Below are 23,091 nucleotides of genomic sequence, written 5' to 3' on the forward strand. Positions count from 1 at the left end.
CGGCAAATCCAGCAACTTCACCTGTGACAAAGCCACCTTGATAAGCCCACGAACTGCGATCGATGACATCATCGTAGCTTAAGACACGATTGTAGTATTTGTACTTTTGAATTCATTAATGACTTCGAGCGGTTGGATGTCCACTGTAATTATCTCTGACTCATAATCTGTATGGTAAGCCTTGACGATAAGTCGCGTTGGTAGCTGATCCTTAGGGAAAATCCACGCTTTAGTCCAATACGGTGCGTCGTCGCCCACGTGAAACCCAAAATCCCCATTAGGCTTGACACGGTACTCGTACCCGTACGGCACTTCGTCGTAGCCTACTAACTCTAGATCAGATGTGTCTTTAGCACAGAGGGACCATACCGTTATCTTGGTAAAGTCCCCACAATAGTTGTCAAATAGGATCGGAAAGACCACACGTTTTTCAAGTCCTCTGACAATAACAGATCGGAAGACACGTTGTAAGATCTCTCGGTGAGTTTTGAGCCACTTGCCTGAAATGTTTTTATCGATTGTCTTTTCTAAGGCCATCACAGTAGCAAATGCCTGATCATCATCCATCTCTGGAGATAGGGAACCGTAACGGACAATATTCGGATAGATAATTATCGTAGTCTCAGGTGATGAAGCAAGAATGCGAATTCTCCACAGCGGATGTTTCTTTTTTAGCAATTTTTGGAGTTGCTCAATCATCTCTAGGGTAATATCATCATTATCATAAAATGATAAATTTAATGTACGATCTTCTAGACCCAAACATATACTGCCCCAATAATAGCGCTGTGCTTCGTCTGGTGTAAACCACCACTGGTTTGCATATCGACTAATAATCTTGCGAGCAGCGTTGCCAACTTCTACGACTTCCTCTAGTGTTAGTGGGGGTACGTCCCATGTAGTGTTGAGGTACTCTTCTGAATTTTCTGAGGACTGGTCTACCAAAACATTGTAAAATCCTACAAACTCAGTGGCAGAAGGAGTTTCGCGCAGATTCATAGTTGCCCTCGCTTTCTTTTGTCAATACAGCGAATCTTATCTTATTCACACCATATTTATTACTGTAGAGGTCGCATAAAGATCGGATTTTGCAATCGCCATTGAATTTCTTGCTTTTTTGCATAATACCATTCTTTAAAGACAATAGCTTGGTAAGGAAGGCCCTTGTCCACCAACTCTCGATAGAGGCAGTAGGACCCTTCGGCATTACTTGGACCGAATAAGTACCGCTCTGCACGAACAGCATCTCCGTCTTGAAGAGCTTGGATAGCTAGTTTAAAGTTATTGCTATTCGCAGCAACTTCCATGGCTTTAGCTGTTTGATCTATCTGCTCCCATGCAAAATAGCCAAAAATAGCTGAGACCATAATTGCTCCACCGATTACTGCCTTGTTGCCCATCTTACTACCCATTGGAGGGGGTATCATGCTTTGACTCACGCGCTGCTTTCCTGTTCCCCAAACGTACCTGCGACCTTGTTCAATCCAATCTTTAGCAGTTTGGCCAACTTTACGCGAGTTGGGATTGCGTTCCAAGTATGCCGCCCGTTCAGCCATAATCGCATCATTAAATGCCTTGATTTCCTTGTGAATTTTTCCTCTATAGTCTTTGCCATTTATCAAACTATTGATAAATTGTTCCATTTGCTCACCGCTAATTGGCTTCCGATTATTCTTTATTATCAACTTCATCAGTTCCTTCTTTATGATAATGTTGTATTCATAGTGTGAGACACCACCATATATTTTGTAGCCATGTGGCGGATATGCGGCACCAGAATAGGCTCCCATACCCATGAAATACGCATCATAGCTCAACCAAGGAGCTATCTCAGGGTCAGTAAGCACAGCCACAGGAACCCAGTGATGTCCAATCCCTTCGAGTCCGAACGGGTCTAATAGGTTAGTCGAATTGTTGCCGACGGTGCGGTACAGGTTCACATCCCCGGCGGCGTAGGAGAGGGGATCAAGGCTCGTCCAGCGGCCGAGGGTGGGGGAATAGTCGCGGAAACGGAAGTGATACAGACCACTGGTGACATCGTACCGGCCACCCTGATGCAGATAGAGCCAATCGTAGGCGCTGCCACCGGACCGAACGTTCCACTCCGTATCCAGCACCGTCGCCTGACCGAAGGGGTCGTAGATGTAGCGTTCGACTACATTGCCCGAGTTGTCAAAGATCGCAGTCACATTATAATTCGCATCCTGTACCACCCACAGGCGATCGTCCAGTGTCCCATCACCGTCACTGTCCCGATCCCGCAGCACCATCGCATCGACGTACACCGGACTCCACACATACTGCACCGTGGTCTGACCACCCACCCGCTCCTCCAGCAGCTGCCATTGGTCGGAGTAGTAGAAGTCCGTGTTCACCTGGCTGAGAGGTAAAAAGGACGCATCTGGGATACATCTATTATTGCTATTTTCTGCTCAAGAAAATTAGATGCGTCCCCTTTTCGGACCTTTTTCGGACTAGAGAGGACGACTATAATGGGGGCACTCCAGCCCTAACAACCTCCCCAGTTTGTTGACAAATGACGATCCAGGGCGACGGTCTCATACCACCCCATGTGAAAACAACCCAAGTCCGTAGTTCTTCGACAATGGTGGGATTCTCAAACGGCCAACCTCGTTGCTCAGCCTCTTGTTTGGCGATTGCTAACGCCTGACTTCGTGAAATACGAGGTTGAGGAACAAACAAGACCACTCTCAGGAAGCGCCAAAACCAACTCATGAAGGTTCCTCCACCTATCTGTTCAGAATGAAGTGACTCAGGGTGTACGCGCCATAGGTTATCCCACCAACGATGATACCATAACCACCACCCTCTAATATTACTCGCCAAACGGATAACTTGTAAGCACCATTCAATGGGTGTCTCAAACCTTGAAGCAGACTTCTTGTGGCATATGTTTGCGCTAAAGCCTCTTCAAGATAGCGAAGAAAGTGAGAGCGTTCGTAGCCCAGCATCCCAATATCGGCACGAAGTTCTCTGAGTGGTCCGTATCGTGGACTGAAAAACCTGTGGACAGATTCGTGGCGAACGGTGTCGATCAACGCTTGCCCACTCAGTCCAGGTCGAATCGTGATATTCCCAAATTTATCTGTTGCTCCTAGATAGTTGGAAGGAAGTGGGCCGTAGCTCCACGGAACGTTTGGAAGATTCCTAGGCAGCCTTCGCCAGGTGGTGTAGTTGCCGCCGAGACCCAACAGACCGGTGCCGACTTGCAGGCCATTTGCCCAGTTCAGGCCATTCTCGTAGATGTCATAGCCACCGCGACCCACCTGCACCGTGTTCTGAGCCGTGTCCCAAGACAAAGCATACCGACCCCAACGACCCACCTGACCCGGCACCTGCGTCAGCTTCCCCACGCCGTAGGTCGGCAACAACTCCCAACCCACCCGGGCGGCCAAAAACCCACCCTCGTAGTAGGGACGGTCCTCGTCCGCCACGGTCCAGACTTCCCACGGCTCAGCCCACAAGCCCAAGGTCACCAACGAACGCGTCGCGGTTGCCGCCGCATTCACGTTGGCTTGCAATCCAATCCGCAGCCCATCGCCGATTTCGGCAGCAGCGACGCTGGTCCAGTGAGGTGGAGGTTCCAGCAATGGTAACCCTTGTCTGGCTCGACGCTCATTGATTTGGCGGTCCAGTTCCAGACCCCGGTAGTATTCCCTTCTCAGTTGAATGAGATACTTGCCCGGATACCAAAAAAGTCCGCTGGGATCGAGGGAGCTGATGGGGTTGTTGCCGAGGGTGCGGTACAGGTTCACATCCCCGGCGGCGTAGGAGAGGGGATCAAGGCTCGTCCAGCGGCCGAGGGTGGGGGAATAGTCGCGGTGGCGGAAGTGGTACAGACCGTTTCAAAATGATCATAAGAGATGTCGGAGATGGTATGGCAAGATAGGTGGAAAAGCCACGGAGGACGAGAGGTGCTATGCCTAATCAAAGGTGGAACGGAGACTCATGAAGCGGTTGTGGGAGCCATTGCGGGATTGTTGCCCATACCTAACCCTATCCCCACGAGGGGCGGCTGTGGGTAAGCGACCGGAACGGCGTCTTCGGTACTGTCTATGTGCCGCGGTCAGGCGGCCGGTGGCGGGAACTGCACCGGGCTTTCCCTTAGCAGGCGACGTGCTAACGGCGGTTATGGGAATGGAGGCGGCAAGTGTTTGGGAGCGGCTCTGACAGCAAGTGCTGGAGGAACTGGACGCCGCTGCTGGTCGGTTAAGATGGAAGAATTTTTGACACCACGTTTGAACCGGCGCAAAAAGGGTCCGAGGTGGAAAAGACTGACTGGGCAGGGGATGAAGCTGAGCCTGGTGGAGGAGGGTAGGGTCGACCGCTTCCGATGATGACGGTGGCGAATCGCTCGAAGGTGAGTTTGGGTGTCGTCGGTGGTGGAGCTTGTGCTTTCACGCCTGGAGTGGCGGCTCTGAGTACCCGTTGTGGTCGATCATGCCTACGAGTGTGATTCACTGCGGCGGAGGTTGGGTTCAGCCGGATATGAGCTAGTCGTCCCGCATTGGAAGGGGCAGCGTCGGCGGACGAGTAGAGATGGTCGGCGGCTGCGGCGATTCCAACGTCGTTATCGGGTGGAAGCGAATGTTGCTTAGCTGCACACCGGCCGTTATGTGTTGGTACGCCACGAATGGTACACCCATCATTCACATGCCCTTGTCCTCCTCGCCCACCTCTTCACACGTTATGAAAGTAGTAAAAGTTTTCCGTGTGCCGTCCGTAGTAACTGCACACGGAGGGTGTCGGCCAAATTACTTCTTCATGCCACTGTCGGTATCGATCCTCCACATGACCAGCGGTTCAAAGGGGTTCCCAACAGCCAAGCGCGACCCGTCTGGGGAGACCGCCAATGCCCAGACCCTGTACTTTTTCAGAGTCTGTTGAACCGCTAGAAGCCGCTTTTGGCGGACTGACCACACCTTGAGTTCCCCCGCCGCCTTCTCCCCCTCGGCTGCCTTTCCACCCGAGACGAGTAGATCGCCATCGGGAAAGAAGGCTACTGCAAACGTTCCTGTACGGTGGCCACCCAGATCAGCTATTCGTTCACCCGTGGCTACCTCCCAGAGGCTCAGCCCGTACCCCTCCTTACGCGGCGCAGCCTCAGATAGATATGCCGCTACCGCCACCAGGTCTCCTTTTGGAGAAAGATCGATTCTCTCGAGTTCCGGAATGCCGTCTTGCAGGTTGCTGTCTTCAGGAAACACCGACCAATTCTTGACGATCTTAGCTTTCCCCTTATCTATCCCGCAGACGAACACCCGCCCCGAATCAGTACCGGCCACAAACAACCGCCCACCTTGGGCGAATCGTAAGCCGACCACCATCTGCCCACGATTCCACGGCTTGGGAAGATCGAGCGTCCACAACTGCCGACCGGTGGCCGCGTCAAAAGCCACCACGAACGAACTATTGCTTCCAGCGATAACGAGCGACCCATCGGGTGAGACAGCCACGGAGAGCAACTGATCCCCGCCCTCTTGGTGAGTGATGCGACGCACCAGTTCCCACTTCTGGGTATCCCACAGGCGGACCTCGTTATCGTCACCGCAACTTGCCATCAGTTTCCCGTCCTGCGAAAACGCCACATCCCGAACGCAGGCACTGTGCCCGGCCAACCGCACGGTCCGCTTGCGGGTGCCAACGTCGAACACGCTCAAGTGGGGAGCCAATCGATTTTCCGGAAGTGCGGAGCCGCCGACTAACAACTGCTTACCGTCTGGACTAAACATCAGAACGTCTGGGGCTACATCGGGATCGAACGCCTCCGGTCCAGTCAGCGTCACAGTCTGACGGGGTCTGGGTATAGAGGCCGCGCTCATTCCCAACGACACTAGCGAGGGAAACAGAATAGCGATGAGTGGGATGCCGAGATGCCTGACTTTGTCGTACCTCATGGGAAGTCCTCTAACAGGAGTGAAGTCCTCGAACAGGAGGGGCAGAGGGGCGATTCCCAGTCCTCACCATGATCCGGATCACCGCCTCCGTGACGGTGGAGCTCTTAGATCCGTAGTTCGAAGTCCCGCATGGGTGAATGAGCCTTGGTACAAGAAGATGATCCTTGAGTCTTGCACCGCTTGGCCGTTCATGGTTCCGGTCAGTGTAACCTTGAACTGCAAGTAGTATTTCACTTCCCCGCTCCTCACTGGCTTCATCCAATCCTCTACTCGGTAGACGATCTTAGCAGAGAATGTAACCTTTGGGTTCTCGATCCCGTAGTACTTCGCTGCGTCGATCACTTTCTTTTCGGCTTCGACCAGATTGGCATACTTTCTGAGCGCAATCATCAGGGTGGAACCGCTCGGAAAGTCCAAGCAGATAGTGCCAATCGTAGGCACTGCCACCGGACCGAACATTCCACTCCGCATCCAGTACCGTCGCCTGGCCGAAGGGGTCGTAGATGTAACGTTCGACAACATTCCCACTGTCATCCACCAACGCCGTCACATTGAAGTTGGCATCCTGCACCACCCACAAGCGCTCGTCCAGTGTCCCATCACCGTCACTGTCCCGATCGCGGAGGATGAGGGCATCAACGTACACCGGACTCCACACATACTGCACCGTGGTCTCACCGCCGACGCGCTCCTCCAACACCTGCCAGGAATCGGAGTAGTAGAAGTCCGTGATTACTCCACCCGCCGTCTCGCTGATCCGCCGATGCAGGCCGTCATAACGGTGCTCCGCCAGTAACGCGGCCGCGGCATCTTATACCTAACTTGGTCCTGCAGATTTCCCCCTGTCGCACCGGCGGATTTGGTCCCAGTCAAAAAACAGAAGCTCGGAACTGTCACCGCCACGCTCCAAGGCGACCCACACGCTACAGCGGCCTTCACAGATCTTGCGAACCTCACCAATCTCGCCTTTGTGTGGGCCGGCTGTTATTACCACCTGATCGCCAACGTAAAACGGAGCGCCGCGGGTGATACGCATCCAAAGACGCCAGATAAGATGACATAAAAAACAGCTCACAGCTACACTCCCACCCGCCCCCAAGAGAATGCTGATTACCCAATTCACACCTTGATCTTGCAGCTGCAAGGCTAACCACAGACCGATGGCCAAAGTCCCGGTCAACCAGCCAAGGAGAAAAAACACAGATGCCCCCGACGTTTCACTATGTGATGAAGATCTCATAGTTCCAGTACCAGAAGCAATGGGCAGGATCAGCCCAAACAACAAGTCCCTTTTCCTTCAGTGCTTACCTCTCGAGCGGCGCCTTCCATCAGTCAGGTTATTCGAGGGATAGGTTCTGAGGGGTACTCCCTACCGAAGGTAGGTTAGGAGAAGTTCGCATTCCCTCGGGGATAGCCATTCCTGGATGCCCACGACAATTGCCAATCTGCCGTCTTCCGCTTGAAAAAAGAAAAGATCTCCAAAAGCTTCTTTACCCACCGCGACGCCACCCCGGTATCGCATTACATTCTATTTTACAACAAAGTTAAGATAAGTCTGTTGAGTGTTATGAAATTAGTCGACACATAACTCAAGAAGAAATGCCCTCTTTCCCTTTATGATCAACGCGATACCTTTCTGCGGCTAACTGGTCAGTTCCCCGTCACACCAAAGAGTAGCAATACAATCTTCCCACCCCTCAACTATAATACAACCCTGTCTATAAAAAAACGGAGATTGGTTGCAAAGAGGAAGCATCAAAATCAATCCTTATTGTCTTATTAATTGGTATTAAGTATTCGTCATATCATGGTTCAAGAATTAACCATAATTGGACTTGTATTATTCATTGGTTATTGACAGTGATACTTTGTAACGCTATGTGTTGTTATGCTGCTCAGTCACGGTAGTTCTACTTTTCTTAGTAGAGTTTACGATCCATCAACTGTACGCGGGCTATGGCAACAGTGTTACCTGCGTCTCTCGCTGCGACTTGGGCGTAAAAATTTCGTGCCGCCAGCCTTGCTCTTCAGTAACTCCTAGTTGTCGAAGCTCCTGCAACGTTATACTTTGCATTCGTAAACGCGCCCCTTGAGCACCAATGCCCCAACGGATTATGTTTCGCCCCCACCCTTGGAATGTTATTCCGCCAAAGAGGCCGTTTGGTAGAACCGAGAGTCTGGGAACGTTGGGATTAATGCTACCTGCACCCCAGGCTCAACTGGCAGCGAGTCGTGCACCCAACCAGCCGCCTCAAAAACTGGCACTGGCATCGGCAGTAACCAGTCGATGCAGTCCGCCTCCGCAGCCCAATCCAGTCGCATCTCATGCAGAGTTCTCAGACCCCTCTCTGCTATCAGTAGCTGCGGAGTCCTCGCCTCTAGATCATACTGCAGCCATACATCCCATTTTCTGGAGTAATGTTTCTAAAGTGAACTTCCCTCATCCCGACGAACGGAATCCCGGTCGACACTTGTAGGTCGGGGATGTGAATTATTCCTCTTTGGGGTGGAGCTTGGGTAAACGGAAGCCGGGGGGTAGATTACTACCCTCAGTCATGGACGGGGGCCTGGGTGAATATGCCCATGCGGCGGTATTTCTCGTAGCGCTGTTGCAAGAGCGATTCCACGGAGAGGGGGAGCAATTCCCGCAGGTAGCGTTTGAGCGCGGCTTTGAGTGCGGTCGCCGCCTCGCGCGGGTCCCGATGAGCACCGCCGAGCGGTTCCGGGATGATGTGGTCGATCACTTGCAGCCGCAGCAAGTCCTGAGCGGTGAGTTTCAGCGCTTCTGCGGCTCGGGCTTTGGTGTCGTCATTGGCGACGCGCCAGAGGATGCCTGCACACCCTTCGGGACTGATCACGGAGTAGTAGGCGTACTGCATCATGGCCACGCGGTCGCCGACCCCAATCCCCAGCGCGCCACCGGAACCGCCTTCCCCGATCACGACGCAGATGATGGGGGTGGGCAGCCGAGTCATTTCCAGGATGCTCGTGGCAATCCACTGGGCTTGCCCGCGCTCTTCAGCCCCAATGCCGGGAAAGGCACCGGGGGTGTCGATCAGGCAGATGACCGGCAGGTGAAACTTCGCGGCCAGTTTCATCTTGTTGAGAGCTTTACGATACCCTTCGGGATGGGCGCAGCCGTAGTAGCACTGCTGTCGTTCGGCCAGGGTCTTGCCTTTTTGCTGACCGATGAGCATGATCTTCTGGCCGTCGAGGCGGGCAAAGCCGGTGCGGATGGCCCGATCATCCCCGAAGGCCCGATCCCCGTGCAGTTCCACGAATTCGTCGAAGATCATGTCCACGTAATCGAGGAACTGCGGCCGCTGACGATGGCGGGCGATCAGGATCGTCTCCCAGGGTTTGAGCTGGGCGTAACGCTCCCGTTTCAGAGTGAGCAATTCGCGTTTCATCTGGCGGATGGCTTCCAGGCCATCGGGACCTGACGCGGTGGCTTCCAATTGGGCGAGCCGCTCTTCCAACTCATGGATGTCCTGCTCGAAGGGCAAAGGTTCGGGCAATGTCACGGGCATGAGCGGCTTTCTCCTTCGCGGGAACGAAGTCGCTCAAGGAATCCTGGGGTTATATAGCCTTTTCTTCCGGCCATTCTTGCGAGCGTTATCCGGCTTCTTCTTCCGGACTTTCTTTGACTGATTTATAAATTTGCGGGATTTTTTTCAAGGAGATGAGGACCTCGTGGAAATTTTGCGGCCGCTCTTGGGGTTTCTTCGCTAGCATGCTCAGGACGAATTGGGAGAACTCCTCCGTGAGGTCCGGGTTGAAAGCAGAGGGTGGAGCCGGGCGTTCTTTGAAATGCCGCATGAGCAAGTCATTGACACTGCTGCCGCGAAAGGGGGGCCGTCCGGTCGTCAACTCGTAGAGGGTGCATCCGAAACTGTAGATATCCTGCCGCGGGTCGGGGAGCTGGTCCAGAATCTGTTCAGGACTCATGTAGCTGGGGGTGCCTTGCGGTTTGCCTTTGCGGTGGAACCAACGGGCAAGACCGGTGGGAATCTTTCGGGCGATGGCGAAGTCGATGATCTTGGTGTCGCCCGTGGCGTTGACCAGGATATTATCCGGCTTCACGTCGCGGTGGACGTAGCCCATCGCATTCATGTAAGCCAAGCCGGTCGCCGCTTGCTTGAAGATTTTGCGGCTGTGCTGCTTGATGAAGTCAAAATCTTTGGCTTGCAAACGCAGGCGCAGAGAGCCGGAGGGGAAGAACTCCATGATGAAAAACGGGTTCTCCTTACCCCGGTGGACCTTGAAGATGCGCACCACGTTCGGGTGAGACAGGGCGATGCCAATTTCCGCTTCGTGAAAGAGAATGCGGCGCTGTTCTGGGTCGGCGGCGGCTTCCGGAAGCAGCAGCTTCATGGCGAAATGCCGCTGGCTGGTCGGTTCCACCACCTCGAACACTTGCGAATTCTGCCCCGGATGGAGCAGACTGCGAATCCGATAGCCTCCGATGATCTCGCCGATATCCGCCATAGAGTGCTCTCGCTGCCTCAGCCTCGAGCCGGTCTGCTTCTGATGCCGCCGGCCCGTTTTGCTTTTCCGCAAGCAGACTACCAATACTCCTCGAAGTGTATATTGCCTTTCTGTTTAAGCGAGGGAATGTCGGCCCGAAAGCCTCGCTTTTCCAAAATTTCGATGACACCGGGCGGTTGAGGATAGGTGACGGCCCCGGTGTTTTTGTCCCGCTGCGGAACGCCGATCATCTTCGGGTTGCCGCAGAGATAAACATGTGTTCGGGCCGGATCGAGGGCTTGGCCCATCCGCTCCTCCAGTTCGCCGCTGCTGATCAGGTCCTGAATATACACCTTGCGTGTCTGTCCCGGTTCGCGTGTGGTCAGGGGCAGGTAGAGATAATGCGGATAAAGTTCCATGAGCTTCTGGTGGGTGTTCCAATAGCCCAGGTCTTGTTTGTAGCGGACGCAACAGACGGACACGATGCGTCCCGTATGGCCGCGGCGGAGCAGCTCCCAGATCATGGCATTGTGCGGGGCCTCGCCGGTTCCCGTGGCGAGGAACACCACCGTGTCGCCGGGGCGGACCGGTTCGAGTGTGTAATGGCCGGTGATCTTTTCCCCCATTTGGATACGGTCCCCGACTTGCCGAGTGAACAGCCGAGGAGTCAGAGCAGGCACGCGGCCATCGGGATTGTGCCGAACCAGGACGATGTAAAATTCCAGCCAATCTGTCCGGCTCGGATCGTAAAGCTGATCGGGACGGTCGTCCTCCAGGATGGGACAACTGATCGAATAGGACCGGCGGACGATCCGCATCTGATCCTCCGGGGTCAGATGCTCCTCCTGGCATCCTTCCAAGCGAGGCTCCCAATAGCCGAGACCCAAGGTGCAGTATTGGCCGGGTTGATAGGCGGGGCGCGGAAAATCCGGACGAACTCGTAAAATCATCAAATCCGAATGGATTTTTTTGAGGTAAACGATGGTGGCATTATAACGTCGCGTTCGGGCCTCGTGAATTTGCTCAGGAGTCATCGGTCGGCAATCCCTCTGGGAAGTCGATTTATCCCCTGTGGGAAAACGGTTTGTTCGATGTTTGAATGTCCCACCCGGCATTCTGGAGTCGTTCGGCTCGAACCAGCTCGGCAGTACCGCACTCCGGCGACACAGTCCCTGATTTCGCCGCGTTTGCGCCCAATGGCTGCTGTTCGCTACGCAGAACTCCGCCGTCGAAGAGAAGCTGTACTCTCTTCCCTTCGCTGCCAGCCGTTCCGAGAGCATTCCGCTGGTGAGAACCTAGCGATTCGGCATCCGTTCCCTTACGTCCAGCGGTTCCCTTACGCCATTATAGAAGATGGATTCTCGCATGCCGGAGTTTGCCAATCTGCCCCGGGGGAGGAGACCATCTCGCTCACGGTACGGTCGGAACGCTGGCCAGGGCCACAATGTGCCCCAGAAATGTTATGTCTCATCAGCGGTTTTCTTCTCTTGTGCCGAATCAGCGATTCTCTTGTGCCGAATCAGCGATTTGCCCGAAAAGCGGGAGTTTTCAGTCAAAGCCGGGATGGTTTCCATCCGCAAAGGGTTTCAATCCGTGGCCAGCGGTAGTCCGGCTGCTTTCCACGCCGCCATGCCTCCGAGAACATTGCTCACGGAGGAATACCCCACGCTCTTGAGGTAAGACGTGGCGATGGAGGCGCGGTAGCCGGAGCCACAGACGACAGCAACGGGTCGGTCTTTGGGGACCTGCTGGAGGCGTTGCTGGAGCAAGCCGCCGTGGATGTGGATGGCACCGGGAATGTGGCCGGCCTGCCATTCGGCCTCGGTGCGGACATCCAGGACGAACGGGGGCGAGCCGCGCTGCAACTGCTGGTCTAGCTCATGGACGGAGAGGGTTTGCACGCGTTCCAGGGGATAGCCGGCGGTTTCCCAAGCATCGATTCCCCCGTCGAGGTACCCTTGAATGTCGTCCAGACCGACGCGAAGCAGATGGGTGACCACTTCCGGCAGATCGGCCGGCTGATTGATCACCAGAATGATCGGCCTGTCGTAAGGGAGGACCCAGCCGGCCCATGTCGGCAAATTGGCGCCCAGGGGGATGTTGATCGAACCGGGAATGGCCGCGGCGGCGAACGCCTCTTTGGGCCGCACGTCCAAGATCAGGCAATTCTCGCAGCGGCGGTGGTAGAGGTCTGAAGCACTCAAGGGCCGTTGGCCGGGCAGCTCCGGTCCGATGATACGGGGGCCGCGGGCGTTGACCTGCTTCATTCGGCTAAAGTAAGCCGGGGCGATGGGCATGCCGGCGAGCAGGTCGGCGATCCACTCCGCTTCCGGTTTCTGCCGCAGGGCAGGACTGAAGCGGCGCTCGTAACCCAGAGTTGTGGAGGGACGCGCACCCAGGGCTTTGCCACACAGGGAGCCAGCACCGTGACCGGGGTAAACTTCCGTAAAGTCGGGAAAGGCCGGGAGTACGGAGAAGACGCTTTTGTAAAGCTGATGGGCCAGGATTTTCTGCATCTCGGCGCCGAGCAGGTCCGGCCGACCGACATCGCCGACGAAGAGGAAATCGCCGGTGAGCAGCAGGGCGGGAACCTCGCGGCTGCGCGGCTGGTCATAAACGGCCCAGGTGAGGTGTTCCAGCGTGTGGCCGGGAGTGTGAATCGCTTCCAAGCGCAGGTTGCCCAGGAGCAGATCGTCACGATCCCGTAACACCCGGTCGGCGTAGGGCGGCGTCCATTCGGGGCCGCCGAGACCGGAAACATGAACCGTGGCGCCGGTCCGTGCTTTCAATTCCGCAGAACCGCTGACGAAATCGGCATGGACGTGTGTTTCCATAATGTGGGTGATGCGGTATCCCTCGCTCCGCGCCAGACGGAGGAAATCCTCAACGTCCCGCGTCGGATCAATCACCACCGCTTCCTTACTTTTCGGATCGCCGATCATGTAGGAGTAAATGGCTAAACCGGGAACGAATCGCTGGTGGAAGAACATGGTCTCGGCTCCTGGAGTGTCCGCTGGCAGTTTGGTGTCACGGTACGATCCGCTTCGTCCGGACTCCTGTCATCAGGAAGGATTCGCCAGCCGGAGAAAAGTTACAGAGGAGCGCCAAAGCTGCGGGAGCGTTTGCACAATCACCGCACCACCGACGATCAAGATCATGACAGCGAAAAGGCGTTGCAGGGTCGGCCCGGAGAGATACCGGGAGAGTGCCACACCCAGCATCATGCCGCCCATTCCCCCCAGAATAAACGGAAGCAGAACTCGGCCGCTGGGAAGCGAACCGGCCCAGAGATAACCCATCGTGCCGGAGAGGCTGATCAGGAAAATCACCAGGAGCGAAGTTGCCGCCGCCCGCGGCATGTCCATCCGAGCGATCAGGACCAGAGCGGGGACGATCAGAAATCCGCCGCCGATGCCGAAAAGGCCGGAGAAGATCCCCGTGAGCAGGCCAGCACCAAGAAAGACAAGCCAGCGCCGCGACGAGGAGGAAGCCGGCGAAGACAACGGGAGGGAAGTTGCTCCGCCTGAGGGCACAGATAGGGAAGGCGCATCCTCTGCTCGGGAAGGGGCAGGGGAAGGGCTGATGCGAGAACGATGCTCCGCCCCGGTGCTGGCCGAGTCCGCGCGGGATTTTTGCCACATCCGCACCGCTACGATCCCCATCAGGAGGGCAAAGCCGAGCAGGAGAATGTCTTCGTTGAGTCGGTGGCCCACGAAGACGCCGAGGGGAGCGCCCAGCATCCCAGCCAGGGAAAAGAGCCAGCCTGCGGGCAGGTCCAGTTCCCCCCGCATCCAACGGGCGATGGCCCCGGCTCCGGCGATGGCCCCCACCGTGATCAGGGAGATGCCGATCGCGTCGCGCGGGGTCGCTCCTAAGCCATAGACGAGCAAGGGAACCGCCAGGATCGAGCCGCCCCCACCCGTCAGCCCCAAGGACAGTCCGACCACCGCACCCAGAGCCAAACTCATTGCGGAGAACATAGCGGCGTTGCGGGTGAGGGGGATGCGGGTGCAGAAGAGTCGGTCGTCGATGCCGCAGAAGCCGGTGCTGAGGCGCAGCTTCCCCCGCATTGGTTCCACGGCAGCCGAGCGATGAGCAGAGCCATGCCGCACCAATCCGTGATGCCCGCAAAGATCAGCCCCGCTCCAAAAAACGCCGCACCCAACAGGAAGGCGGGATGCACCAGGTAACCCAAGATCGTGAAGGCGAGAACGCCCGTGCCGATGGCAATGCGGGTCTGCCGCTCGATGGACAGCACCATCCGCTTGCCGCGAACGACGGGCACGCCGGCTTGTTCACAGGCCACCGTACCCCCTTCGACCAGGAAGACGTTGGCATAGCCAGCATTCAAGAGTCTTTCGCAAGCGGTTTTGGCCCGATTCCCAGATCGGCAGATGACGTAGATCGGCTCCTGCGACTGCCCGTTGTACTCCGCCAGCACTTTCTGCGGATCGAACTTGTCCAGGGGAACCAGGCGTGCCCCCTGGACGTGGACTTCCGTGTATTCCGCCGGCGTTCGCACATCGATCAGTCGGATCGGCTGACCCTTCGCCAACAGTTCCTTGAGTTCTTGCGGGGTGATGGTTTTCAAACTCATGGGGATAGCTCCTTGTTCCTGAGTCCGCCTAGAAGCGAACCGAAGCATTCTCGCCCCCAATACGCTGAGGCGTCTCTTCGGGTGACATTGGGAATGATGCGGATCGGGCCAAGGGGGTTACAACAGGGAAGGCGGTGGTTTGCCCGAACGCTTAGACAGCGTTGGCAGGAGCGTAGCAGGAGGCAGCGGCTTCTGTTCGTCTTGTAGGGAAAGGTCTGTTCGTCTTGCATGGAAAGGCCAGAGAGGGTATGCGATGACTCCGTGCGAGGAGCAGGGCGAAGAATCGGCTCGATCGGCTGCCTGGTTTTGCAGGAGGGCCGGGGGGCGAAGTTTATGGGGATGCCATCGGCAGGCAGCGAGATGGGGATACCATCAGCAGGTAGCGAGAGGTGGAGCCAGCACTGGCTGGAGCTGGGCCGGCAGGTGATCGCCCAGGAATGCCAGGCTTTGGCCCAGGCAGCGGAACGATTGGATGGTGGTTTTGTGCGGGTGGTAGCGGGTTTGTGGCGGTGTTCGGGGCGAGTGGCCGTCGTGGGGGTGGGCAAGTCAGCGGATGTGGGGCAAAAGATCACCGGCACCTTCAACTCGACGGGAACGCGGAGCTATACCCTCGATCCTATCCGGGCGGTGCATGGCGACCTAGGCATGGTGGCGCCGGAAGATGTCGCCTTGCTGCTGTCCCACAGTGGCGAATCTGAAGAACTGGTGCGGCTGTTGCCCGCTTTGCGCCAGCGGACCGCTGGGATGTATGCCATCACCAGCCACGGATCGAGCCGGTTGGCTCAGGCGGTGGACGCCGCCGTGCTCTACGGGCCTTTGGCCGAAGCCTGCCCTCTGGGATTGGCACCAAGCAGTAGCACCACCGTCATGCTGGCCATTGGGGATGCCCTCGCCTTTGTGCTCATGGAGCAGCGCCGTTTCACCGAGGACGATTTCGCCCGCAATCACCCCGCAGGCAGTCTGGGGCGGCGATTGGCCCGCGTGACCGACTACATGCGCCGGGACAAGGAATTGCGCCTGGCTCCGGCCTCGGCGACCGTCCGCCAGGTGTTCACCCAGGCTCGCCATCATGGCCGCCGCACCGGCGCTATCATGCTCCTGGACGACCAGGGGCGGCTCGCAGGGTTGTTCACCGATAGCGACCTGGCCCGCTTGTTCGAGTCCCGCCGCGACGAGGCCCTGGATCGACCCATTGCCGAAGTCATGACCCGCCAGCCGATCGTCGTCCGCCCCCAGACCCGATTGGCCGAGGCGATCGACCTGCTCCGTTCCCACAAAATCAGCGAACTGCCCGTCGTCGATGATCAGGGCCGGCCCCTGGGTATGCTCGACATAACCGATCTGATCGGAATGGAGCAGGAAGCCATCGCCGCCGAACCGGTCCCCCTGCGCATCCTGGGCCAGCGCAAAAGCGCCTAGACTGGTGCAGGGAAAATCTCCGGGGCAGCAGTAGCGGGGAAGCTGCCGGCCCCCACCGCGGCCGGTTCAGAACACCTGGGAGTACCGGCGCTCATGGATGAACTTTCGCCACCACCGCACCCGCCCAGACTCCCCCTTCAGCAACGCATCGGGCGCATTCGCTGCCTGGTCCTTGATGTTGATGGGGTCCTAACAGATGGACGGTTGTATTACACAGCCGAGGGAGAACAGGCCAAGACGTTCCACGTGCGGGATGGCTCTGCTCTACGGTTATGGAAACTGGCCGGAGGATGCGCGGTGATCCTTTCCGGGCGGAGTAGTCCCGCGGTGGCGTGCCGTGCCCAGGAATTGTCCATCGATGTCGTGCGGCAGGGGTTGGCGGACAAGGCTTCAGTTTTGCCCGACGTCTGCCGTGCCTTGCAGGTGGAGTTGTCCGAGATGTGCGCGGTGGGAGACGACTGGCTGGACGTGCCTCTGTTGCAACGGGTCGGAGTGGCGGCGGCTCCCGCGGATGCTTGCCCGGAAGTGCTCCAGCGCGTCGATTATGTGACCCCGAGCCGCGGCGGACAGGGAGTCATCCGGGACCTCGTCGAATGGCTGTTGCGGCAGCAAGGGAAGTGGGAAAACACCTTGGCACGCGCCTGGCAGGAGAGCGAGGGAGTCAAGCGAGGCGAACATTCCAGCCGATGAGTTAAGGATGGATAATGTCCGGGGTGCGATCGGGTAGCAAGATGATGCGGGAGGGTGCGTGACAGCACGACGGCTCTTGCTGCTGGTCATGAGTCTGGTCGTCTTCGGACTGGCCTACGGTTCTTATGCGCATTTCTTCGGCTGGCTGGATGGTTTGCCGGTGCTGCCGGAGCGGTATTTGATACCCGCGCAGGGGGAATTCCGCTATCCGGAGCAACCCGTGACGCCGACTTTGGAACTCCTCAAGCAAGCCTTTGGCGAACACAGCCCGGAGGTGGAATCGCTCGGTTATCCCACGCGTCTGGCCTTCCGGCGGGGGGATACCACCTTAGTGGTCGCCTGCGGCCGGCCTCCCGCTCAGCCGGATTCCCACCGCGTGACGGTGGCACCCTTCAGCGCCGCCGTTTTTGGCAAACCGAAGCCGCCCCACCAACTCCAGCCAGGAGAGACGGTCGAGATTGCTACCTTCCACGCGGATAAAGCCGTGCTGGAATTCGATCGCATCATCCGGACTCCCACCGACATGAACGAGGCCCGCTTGGTTCGCCTGGAGTTGATCAGCGATCCGGAGGCGGCCGTCAGCCGCAGCGACCCGCGGGTGGGGATCGTGCACATGACGCATAACCAGCGTTCCCTGGACCCGAACCGCTGGCTGATTTTGCGGACGCCCGGTCCGGTCTTCTATCGCGACAATCGGGCGTCACCGAACATGCCCGTACTCGGTCCGGACATTTGGACGGATGCGCCGGTAGAGATTGTAGATCGTGCCAATCTGCCGCGCCGGGATGGAGGCCCTGTCGCTTATGCCTCGATGCCGGCTGCGGAGGTACGCCAGCCCAGCGTCGTCGCGGCCATTCTCGCCGGTGAGCGTTTGCCGCCGCCGACGGTCACGGCCGTGGGCCTGCGCGTCTATCTTCAGCCGCGCTCCTCAGAGGCCAGCGGCAAACCGAAAGCGCCCTCTTCCCCTGTATCACGCCCCGGTCCTTTCAGTGGCCTGCGGCGGGTGGAACTGCTGGAGCAAGTCCGGCTCCATCTCTGGATGGAAGCGGGCGGTGCGTCTCTACTCGGCATGCAACGCACACCCGCGGTTCCTGCCGAGAAGATACCGGCTGTCCTAGCCAGCGCCGGGGGACTCGTGGCGGGACACCAGCATCTGATCCACCATCACCGGGAATTGCTGCAAGTCGAAACCCGCGGTCCGTTCCTGTACGACGTGGAAAAGAACACAGCCCGGTTCGAGGTGCTGCCCCAAGTGGACCCCCATTTGCCCAACGATGTCCAAGTCACGCGCATTGCGCCGGCATCGGGCATCCAGAGTCTGTTCACTCAAGTGCTGGAATTGGAACTGGAGGGTGGCAAGCCCGCAGCTTCCCCTGCCGCTGCCGGCCCTGCGGTTCCGAGTGTCCCGCCACGAACCGCTCCGGCTTCCGCGCCGCCGTCCACCCATCGCCTGCGCCGCTTGCATGCTTGGACCTACACGCCAGGACGCATTCTCACCGTTTCCTCCGAGGCCGATCAGTTGCATGCGACGGGGATCGATCTGGTCCACGACGCCCAGCAGCAAAAAACGACTTTGACGGGCATTCCGCTCATCGCGGTCCAGCAGCGCCATGTGTTGACCGCCGGCGCGCCGCAAAAACCGGCCGAGTTGATCTGGGAGCCGGATGTCGGGTCGGTAGCGGCTTCCGGCAGCCCTCCTGCTCCTGCTGCCCCTCGGCCCTCCGTCAATAACCGGCGCCATCGTCTGACGGTGCGCGGTGCCGGACGCATCGAAATGCACGACCCAGAACGCGAAGGAACCGTTTCCGCCTCCTGGCAGGAGTCGTTGACCTACCAGGCCGATCCTGCGGCGGACGTACCCTCCGATGTCATCACCTTGACAGGTTCGGCGCGGTACGAAGACCCCGGCGCGGATTACCGCTTGCTGGCGAACCTCCTGCGCTTGTGGGTGAAGCGCTCCCGTGAGGCCCAGGCTGCCTCCGCACGTCCAGGACTTTCCGCGGACCGCCCGGCGGCCTCCGACACACCATCCGCCCCCGCCCTTCCTACGCGAATCCAGGCGTTGGGAAATGTATCGGCTCACTCCGCCGAGCTGATTATCGAGCACACCGATCACCTGAACGTGCTGATTCGGGATGACAGCCCGCCAGAAGAAACCACACGAGGACCGCGGAACCCCACGGTTCACGGACCGCCTTCACCGGGGCCGACCGCTTCCTCACGACCGGCGAGTCCACCGCAGCCGCCCGCAGGTGACAGGGGTAAAGCGGGAGATGCCTCAGCAGCAGCCCCACCGCAGACTCCGGGGCGAGCGGAAGAGACCCCGGCGCAATCCCCCCGGAAGCCGCCCCTGAAGCTCCGAGCACGAACGATCGATACCTGGCTGGCTCGTACTCCAGAACGGCTCCCCGCCTCTGGTACCAAAGGGCCTTCGCCGCTAGTTGCCCCGCCTGCCGCTTCCCCGCCGCAAAAAACGAGTGCGAATCCTCCCCTTGGGGCTGCATCCGAGAAAATCACCTACAAATACACCTTGGAACGTGCCCGATGCGAAGGCATGGTGTCCGTCCACCAGGACCCCGCTGATCCGTCCAAAGTCCGCGGAACTGACATTCGTGGCAGCCTCCTGCTCATCGACCACACCCCGGAAGGAAGCATTCTCACCCTCCACGGCTGGGACAATCGTCCCGGCGAGCTGCATCATGAAGGGACCTCCTTGATCGGTCCGTGGATCAAAATCGATCAGGTGCACAACCTCGCGGTCATTGAAGGCCGAGGCTCCATGGCGGTGCCTGCCACGACCGATCTGGCCGGCAATACGTTAAGCAAGACGGAACCGATTGTCATCCATTTCCGCGACGGGATGACTTTCAAAGGAGCGCTGCGAACGGCGGAGTTCTTTGGACGAGTAAGTGTCGCCCAAGGGGATTCCGGCCTGACCTGCCACACGATGCGGGTGATTTTTGATCGGCCCGTGTACTTTGCCACGCTGCGGTCCCCTAGCGAACGTTCCGAGAGCAGCCCAGCTCCCCGTCAGCCCAACGGCACATCCCCCCGGCCCGCCGCGCCGGATGCCTCTTCTTCTTCGCTCCCCGGCCCGCCGCAAGCCTCCTCATCCCAGCGGACGGCGGCTGAGGACAATCCCCGGATTGAAGCGGTGCACTGTTATCCTTCTCCCGCGGACACGGCGGAACATTTCCGGGAAACTCTGGTCTATTTCCACCAAGTGGAGCGGGATGCCGCCACGGGTCGCTTGCTCCGCCAGCAGCAACTGGAAGCTCAGGAACTGACCTTGCTGGCCCAAGCCCGCGATACCGAGCAGTCTGCGCCATATCGCTTCTTGGAAGCTCATGGTCCGGGCGTCGTGCGGATCTGGGGGCCGGGAGTCTCCGAAGTTGCTCCCTCTGGCGCTCCCGCTGGCTCGCCTTCCGCGCCGGCGGTGGAGATGCAGTTGACCATCGTGCAGTTTTCCCGGCGCATGATCGCCAAGGATAAAGGCCGGAACTACAAGGAAGCGACCTTTTATGACAACGTTCAGGTCGTGCACGTGCCCACGGAAAATCCCCATCTCGAAATCAAGCGTCCGGAACTGCCTCCGCGGGCTGTGCTCTTGACCTGCCAGAACAAACTTGTGGTTTGGACCTATCGCCGAGGGGAAGAACCGCCCCGGCAGCATATGCACGCCTATGGGAACGCCTATCTCCAAAGTGAGGAGTACGCCGGCTCAGCCGAAGTGATCAAAAACGAAGGCAAACTCGTCATCCTGGAAGGGTCAGGGGCCGCGCCGGCGACGATCCGGAAGCGATTCCGCGGCGATGAGCAAACGGCCCAGCGGATCATCTACGATCGCGCCACCCAGCAATTCACGGTGGAGGGGAGTCTCGGCGGTGCCATTCTCGCTCCGAGTTCTCCCGCCTCAAAAGGGACAGCACCGAGACCCCTTCCTCCTCGACTCCCTCCCCGCCCGTGACGGCAACCCAGGTTCCTTGAGACGAGGAGATGAGGAATCGGGTCAGCGTGTCCCTCAGTGGTCGGCCTTCTTCCGTTCTCCGCCCGGCGGATTGGCAGGGGTCAGGGTGCAGGGTTTGGCCATGATGGCAATGATGAGCGTCTCGCCGTTGCGGGTGCGGTAGGGAGTGACCACTGGAAAATACTTGTCACAGACACAGGTGTAAGAGAGTTGTTCGACACCGGGAGCAGACACGGTGAGTCGAACCCGGCCCCGCGCGTCCGGCGAGGTGTCGATTCGTACCTGCGCCTGTTGTTTTTCCACCAGGGTGAACAAACCCTGTTGCCCGACGGGTATCGATTGGGCTTCGACGGCGGCCAAGCGAAAACTCCGCAACTTCGGTTCCCGCTTGCGGACCTCGCGGGCCAACTCCTCCAGGGCCGGGTCTATGGGACCGGCGGCACTGCTGGCCAGGATCACCACCACCGTGACGCGAACAGGTCCGGCGGGACCCTCACCAGCCCCGAGCAACGACCAACACAAGCAGTACGCCGGAACAAACATCGATCATGCACTCATTCAACGCCCAGAAAGCCAGAGCACAGGCACGCTTCCTTCCGGATGGACCAGCGGAGGAACGCCAACCTGTCCGGCGGAATGGGTCACGAGGTCGATGACCTCGATGTCTTCCTGGCGGGCCAAGGTCATCGGTCCCTCCAGGGGCGGGCGGCCGATGGGCAGCCATCCTTCCCCCATGTTCGGGACGCGCTCCAGGAGGACCTCCGTTTCGCTGGCGAGCGGCAGGGGAGGAACCAGGGCCGTCTCCCGCGACGCGGAAGGTGGAGACGGCTCGGAAACCACCCCGTGGGACAGCAGTTCCTGTTTCTTCTCCGGCGGGGGATGACCGTCTGGGCCGCGCATCGGATTGGGGAACCCCCAAAGTCCAACGAGGAGTAGTCCCGCCGCCACAGTCCCGGCTCCTAGCGCAATGCCGGCGAATCGAAGCCGAAGGCGAGAACGCCGCCGAGGCGGAAGGACACTTGGAACCGGGGCGCACGCCTGTAGAATCCGTTGGGCAGCAGCTTCCCATGCCGCGGGAGGCGGGTCTTCGGGGGCGGTGGCGGCCATCATCTCCCGAAGAGCATGGCCCAGGGCCTGCTGTTGCTGAACTTCCTCCCAAGCCTGCGGATGCTCTGCCAGCCAACGTTCCACCTGCTCGCGGGCGGCGCCTTCCAATTGACCCTCGGCGTAGGCTGCCAGGTAGGCGCGACGGCACGCGTCGCGGAAAGGGGAGTCCGGGTTCATGGGTCGGGTACCTGTCGGGCGAGCAAGGCTCGGAGCTTCCGGCGGGCGTGGAACAGCCGGCTCATCACGGTTCCCAGGGAAACTCCCTGGACGTCGGCAATCTCCCGGTAGGTCAGGCCACCGTCCACGTAGAGGACGAGCGCCTGCCGCTGCAAGGCGGGGAGGGACGCCAGAGCCGTTTGGACCTGCTGTCTCAGTTCCTCGCCGTCGAGCCGCTCCTCACGGGGGGAGTGCATCGAGGACTGCAAGTCCGCCTGTCGGGACCAGGATTCGCAGCGGTTGTGCCGTTGCCGCTGCCGTCCGATGTCTAGGGCCACGCGGCTGACCACCCGCATCAGCCAGGTCTTGAACCGGCTTTGGCCGCGGAACTGATGCCATTGGGTCAGGACCTTGATGAACCCCTCCTGGACGGCATCCAGGGCATCGGCCTCGTTTCCGAGAAGCCGCCAGGCCACCCGGTACGCGGCGGTTCGGTGCCGCTCGAAGAGCAAGGCGAAAGCCAGCGGATCCCCGGATTGGCCCCAGCGCGCCAGGAGCAGCTCGTCGCTGGCCAGACGCAGCCCCTCCTCTCCGGCCTTGCCCACGGGGGACTGAGCGCCTCGCTCCGCTGGCAGACTTTCCTTCTCGCCGGACATCGGCTCTCCCCCTGCTTTAGACGGAAAATCCCAGCTCATCCATGCAATTCCCTGCTGGAAAGTCCGTGCTCCTGGCCGTCGCGGCGGACTCCGGCGGCGGTCCCGGCTGAGCTT

At 58.8% G+C, this 23,091-nt stretch carries 19 protein-coding genes; 3 read left to right on the top strand and 16 right to left on the bottom strand.

Annotated features, from left to right (window positions below; all coding sequences use genetic code 11):
- Positions 1-78: 78 nt before the first annotated feature.
- The 13 genes from H0921_RS05545 to H0921_RS05600 form a co-directional block, all read right to left on the bottom strand.
- Entirely contained in the window at positions 79-999 is a 921-nt protein-coding gene (locus H0921_RS05545) for a hypothetical protein (RefSeq protein ID WP_194537031.1), read from the bottom strand.
- A 59-nt stretch (positions 1,000-1,058) separates the two neighbouring features.
- Positions 1,059-2,324, bottom strand: a complete 1,266-nt coding sequence (locus H0921_RS05550; RefSeq protein ID WP_315851850.1) for an RHS repeat domain-containing protein — start codon at positions 2,322-2,324, stop codon at positions 1,059-1,061.
- A 426-nt stretch (positions 2,325-2,750) separates the two neighbouring features.
- Positions 2,751-3,860, bottom strand: coding sequence for an RHS repeat-associated core domain-containing protein (locus tag H0921_RS05555; protein WP_194537165.1), 1,110 nt, complete (start codon positions 3,858-3,860; stop codon positions 2,751-2,753).
- Positions 3,861-4,775: 915 nt separating this feature from the next.
- Positions 4,776-5,918 (bottom strand): WD40 repeat domain-containing protein, encoded by a 1,143-nt coding sequence (locus H0921_RS05560; protein WP_194537032.1) that lies wholly within the window; start codon positions 5,916-5,918, stop codon positions 4,776-4,778.
- Between the two features lie 283 nt (positions 5,919-6,201).
- Complete coding sequence (locus H0921_RS05565; RefSeq protein ID WP_194537033.1) at positions 6,202-6,618, bottom strand: hypothetical protein; 417 nt, start codon at positions 6,616-6,618, stop codon at positions 6,202-6,204.
- 117 nt (positions 6,619-6,735) lie between these two features.
- A complete protein-coding gene (locus H0921_RS18485) occupies positions 6,736-7,158 on the bottom strand; it encodes a KOW motif-containing protein (RefSeq protein ID WP_390622544.1) in 423 nt (140 codons plus the stop codon).
- Between the two features lie 714 nt (positions 7,159-7,872).
- Positions 7,873-8,115 carry a DUF4951 domain-containing protein gene (locus H0921_RS18490; RefSeq protein WP_390622545.1) on the bottom strand — a complete coding sequence of 81 codons (243 nt, stop codon included), beginning with the start codon at positions 8,113-8,115 and terminating at the stop codon, positions 7,873-7,875.
- Positions 8,116-8,467: 352 nt separating this feature from the next.
- Positions 8,468-9,448, bottom strand: coding sequence for an acetyl-CoA carboxylase carboxyltransferase subunit alpha (locus tag H0921_RS05575; protein ID WP_228499039.1), 981 nt, complete (start codon positions 9,446-9,448; stop codon positions 8,468-8,470).
- Between the two features lie 85 nt (positions 9,449-9,533).
- A complete protein-coding gene (locus tag H0921_RS05580; RefSeq protein WP_194537035.1) occupies positions 9,534-10,406 on the bottom strand; it encodes a serine/threonine protein kinase in 873 nt (290 codons plus the stop codon).
- Between the two features lie 77 nt (positions 10,407-10,483).
- Positions 10,484-11,419 carry a ferredoxin--NADP reductase gene (locus H0921_RS05585; protein ID WP_194537036.1) on the bottom strand — a complete coding sequence of 312 codons (936 nt, stop codon included), beginning with the start codon at positions 11,417-11,419 and terminating at the stop codon, positions 10,484-10,486.
- Between the two features lie 552 nt (positions 11,420-11,971).
- Positions 11,972-13,375 (bottom strand): MBL fold metallo-hydrolase, encoded by a 1,404-nt coding sequence (locus H0921_RS05590; RefSeq protein ID WP_194537037.1) that lies wholly within the window; start codon positions 13,373-13,375, stop codon positions 11,972-11,974.
- Between the two features lie 72 nt (positions 13,376-13,447).
- Positions 13,448-14,455, bottom strand: coding sequence for a sulfite exporter TauE/SafE family protein (locus H0921_RS05595; protein ID WP_194537038.1), 1,008 nt, complete (start codon positions 14,453-14,455; stop codon positions 13,448-13,450).
- Positions 14,350-14,982, bottom strand: coding sequence for a rhodanese-like domain-containing protein (locus tag H0921_RS05600; RefSeq protein ID WP_194537039.1), 633 nt, complete (start codon positions 14,980-14,982; stop codon positions 14,350-14,352). Before H0921_RS05600 ends, H0921_RS05595 begins: the two co-directional genes overlap by 106 nt.
- Positions 14,983-15,315: 333 nt before the next feature.
- On the opposite strand from H0921_RS05600, the gene H0921_RS05605 reads away from it, so the two are divergent.
- The 3 genes from H0921_RS05605 (at position 15,316) to H0921_RS05615 (ending at position 21,058) form a co-directional block, all read left to right on the top strand.
- Positions 15,316-16,401, top strand: a complete 1,086-nt coding sequence (locus H0921_RS05605) for a KpsF/GutQ family sugar-phosphate isomerase (RefSeq protein WP_228499041.1) — start codon at positions 15,316-15,318, stop codon at positions 16,399-16,401.
- A 93-nt stretch (positions 16,402-16,494) separates the two neighbouring features.
- Entirely contained in the window at positions 16,495-17,091 is a 597-nt protein-coding gene (locus H0921_RS05610) for a KdsC family phosphatase (protein ID WP_194537040.1), read from the top strand.
- Between the two features lie 58 nt (positions 17,092-17,149).
- On the top strand, positions 17,150-21,058 hold the full coding sequence (locus H0921_RS05615) for a hypothetical protein (RefSeq protein WP_194537041.1): 3,909 nt from the start codon (positions 17,150-17,152) through the stop codon (positions 21,056-21,058).
- A gap of 54 nt (positions 21,059-21,112) precedes the next feature.
- Here the strand turns inward: H0921_RS05615 and H0921_RS05620 are convergent, their stop codons facing one another.
- From H0921_RS05620 to H0921_RS05630, 3 genes are read right to left on the bottom strand one after another with little or no spacing between them, the layout of a single operon-like run.
- Positions 21,113-21,601: a hypothetical protein gene (locus tag H0921_RS05620; RefSeq protein WP_194537042.1), complete on the bottom strand. Its 489-nt coding sequence runs from the start codon at positions 21,599-21,601 to the stop codon at positions 21,113-21,115.
- A 15-nt stretch (positions 21,602-21,616) separates the two neighbouring features.
- Positions 21,617-22,342, bottom strand: coding sequence for an anti-sigma factor (locus H0921_RS05625; protein WP_194537043.1), 726 nt, complete (start codon positions 22,340-22,342; stop codon positions 21,617-21,619).
- Positions 22,339-23,016, bottom strand: a complete 678-nt coding sequence (locus H0921_RS05630) for an RNA polymerase sigma factor (protein WP_228499042.1) — start codon at positions 23,014-23,016, stop codon at positions 22,339-22,341. Before H0921_RS05630 ends, H0921_RS05625 begins: the two co-directional genes overlap by 4 nt.
- Between the last annotated feature and the right edge of the window lie 75 nt (positions 23,017-23,091).

It is taken from the genome of Thermogemmata fonticola (genome assembly GCF_013694095.1).
GTDB classification, from domain to species: Bacteria; Planctomycetota; Planctomycetia; order Gemmatales; family Gemmataceae; genus Thermogemmata; species Thermogemmata fonticola.

Bases quoted from the DNA above. Each gene is read 5' to 3' on its own strand.
- H0921_RS05610 (WP_194537040.1), top strand. From the start codon at position 16,495: ATGGATGAACTTTCGCCACCACCGCACCCGCCCAGACTCCCCCTTCAG.
- H0921_RS05575 (WP_228499039.1), bottom strand. From the start codon at position 9,448: ATGCCCGTGACATTGCCCGAACCTTTGCCCTTCGAGCAGGACATCCAT.
- H0921_RS18485 (WP_390622544.1), bottom strand. From the start codon at position 7,158: ATGAGATCTTCATCACATAGTGAAACGTCGGGGGCATCTGTGTTTTTT.
- H0921_RS05585 (WP_194537036.1), bottom strand. From the start codon at position 11,419: ATGACTCCTGAGCAAATTCACGAGGCCCGAACGCGACGTTATAATGCC.
- H0921_RS05605 (WP_228499041.1), top strand. From the start codon at position 15,316: ATGGGGATGCCATCGGCAGGCAGCGAGATGGGGATACCATCAGCAGGT.
- H0921_RS05560 (WP_194537032.1), bottom strand. From the start codon at position 5,918: ATGAGGTACGACAAAGTCAGGCATCTCGGCATCCCACTCATCGCTATT.
- H0921_RS05600 (WP_194537039.1), bottom strand. From the start codon at position 14,982: ATGAGTTTGAAAACCATCACCCCGCAAGAACTCAAGGAACTGTTGGCG.
- H0921_RS05620 (WP_194537042.1), bottom strand. From the start codon at position 21,601: ATGTTTGTTCCGGCGTACTGCTTGTGTTGGTCGTTGCTCGGGGCTGGT.
- H0921_RS05630 (WP_228499042.1), bottom strand. From the start codon at position 23,016: ATGAGCTGGGATTTTCCGTCTAAAGCAGGGGGAGAGCCGATGTCCGGC.
- H0921_RS05580 (WP_194537035.1), bottom strand. From the start codon at position 10,406: ATGGCGGATATCGGCGAGATCATCGGAGGCTATCGGATTCGCAGTCTG.
- H0921_RS05595 (WP_194537038.1), bottom strand. From the start codon at position 14,455: ATGCGGGGGAAGCTGCGCCTCAGCACCGGCTTCTGCGGCATCGACGAC.
- H0921_RS05545 (WP_194537031.1), bottom strand. From the start codon at position 999: ATGAATCTGCGCGAAACTCCTTCTGCCACTGAGTTTGTAGGATTTTAC.
- H0921_RS05625 (WP_194537043.1), bottom strand. From the start codon at position 22,342: ATGAACCCGGACTCCCCTTTCCGCGACGCGTGCCGTCGCGCCTACCTG.
- H0921_RS05590 (WP_194537037.1), bottom strand. From the start codon at position 13,375: ATGTTCTTCCACCAGCGATTCGTTCCCGGTTTAGCCATTTACTCCTAC.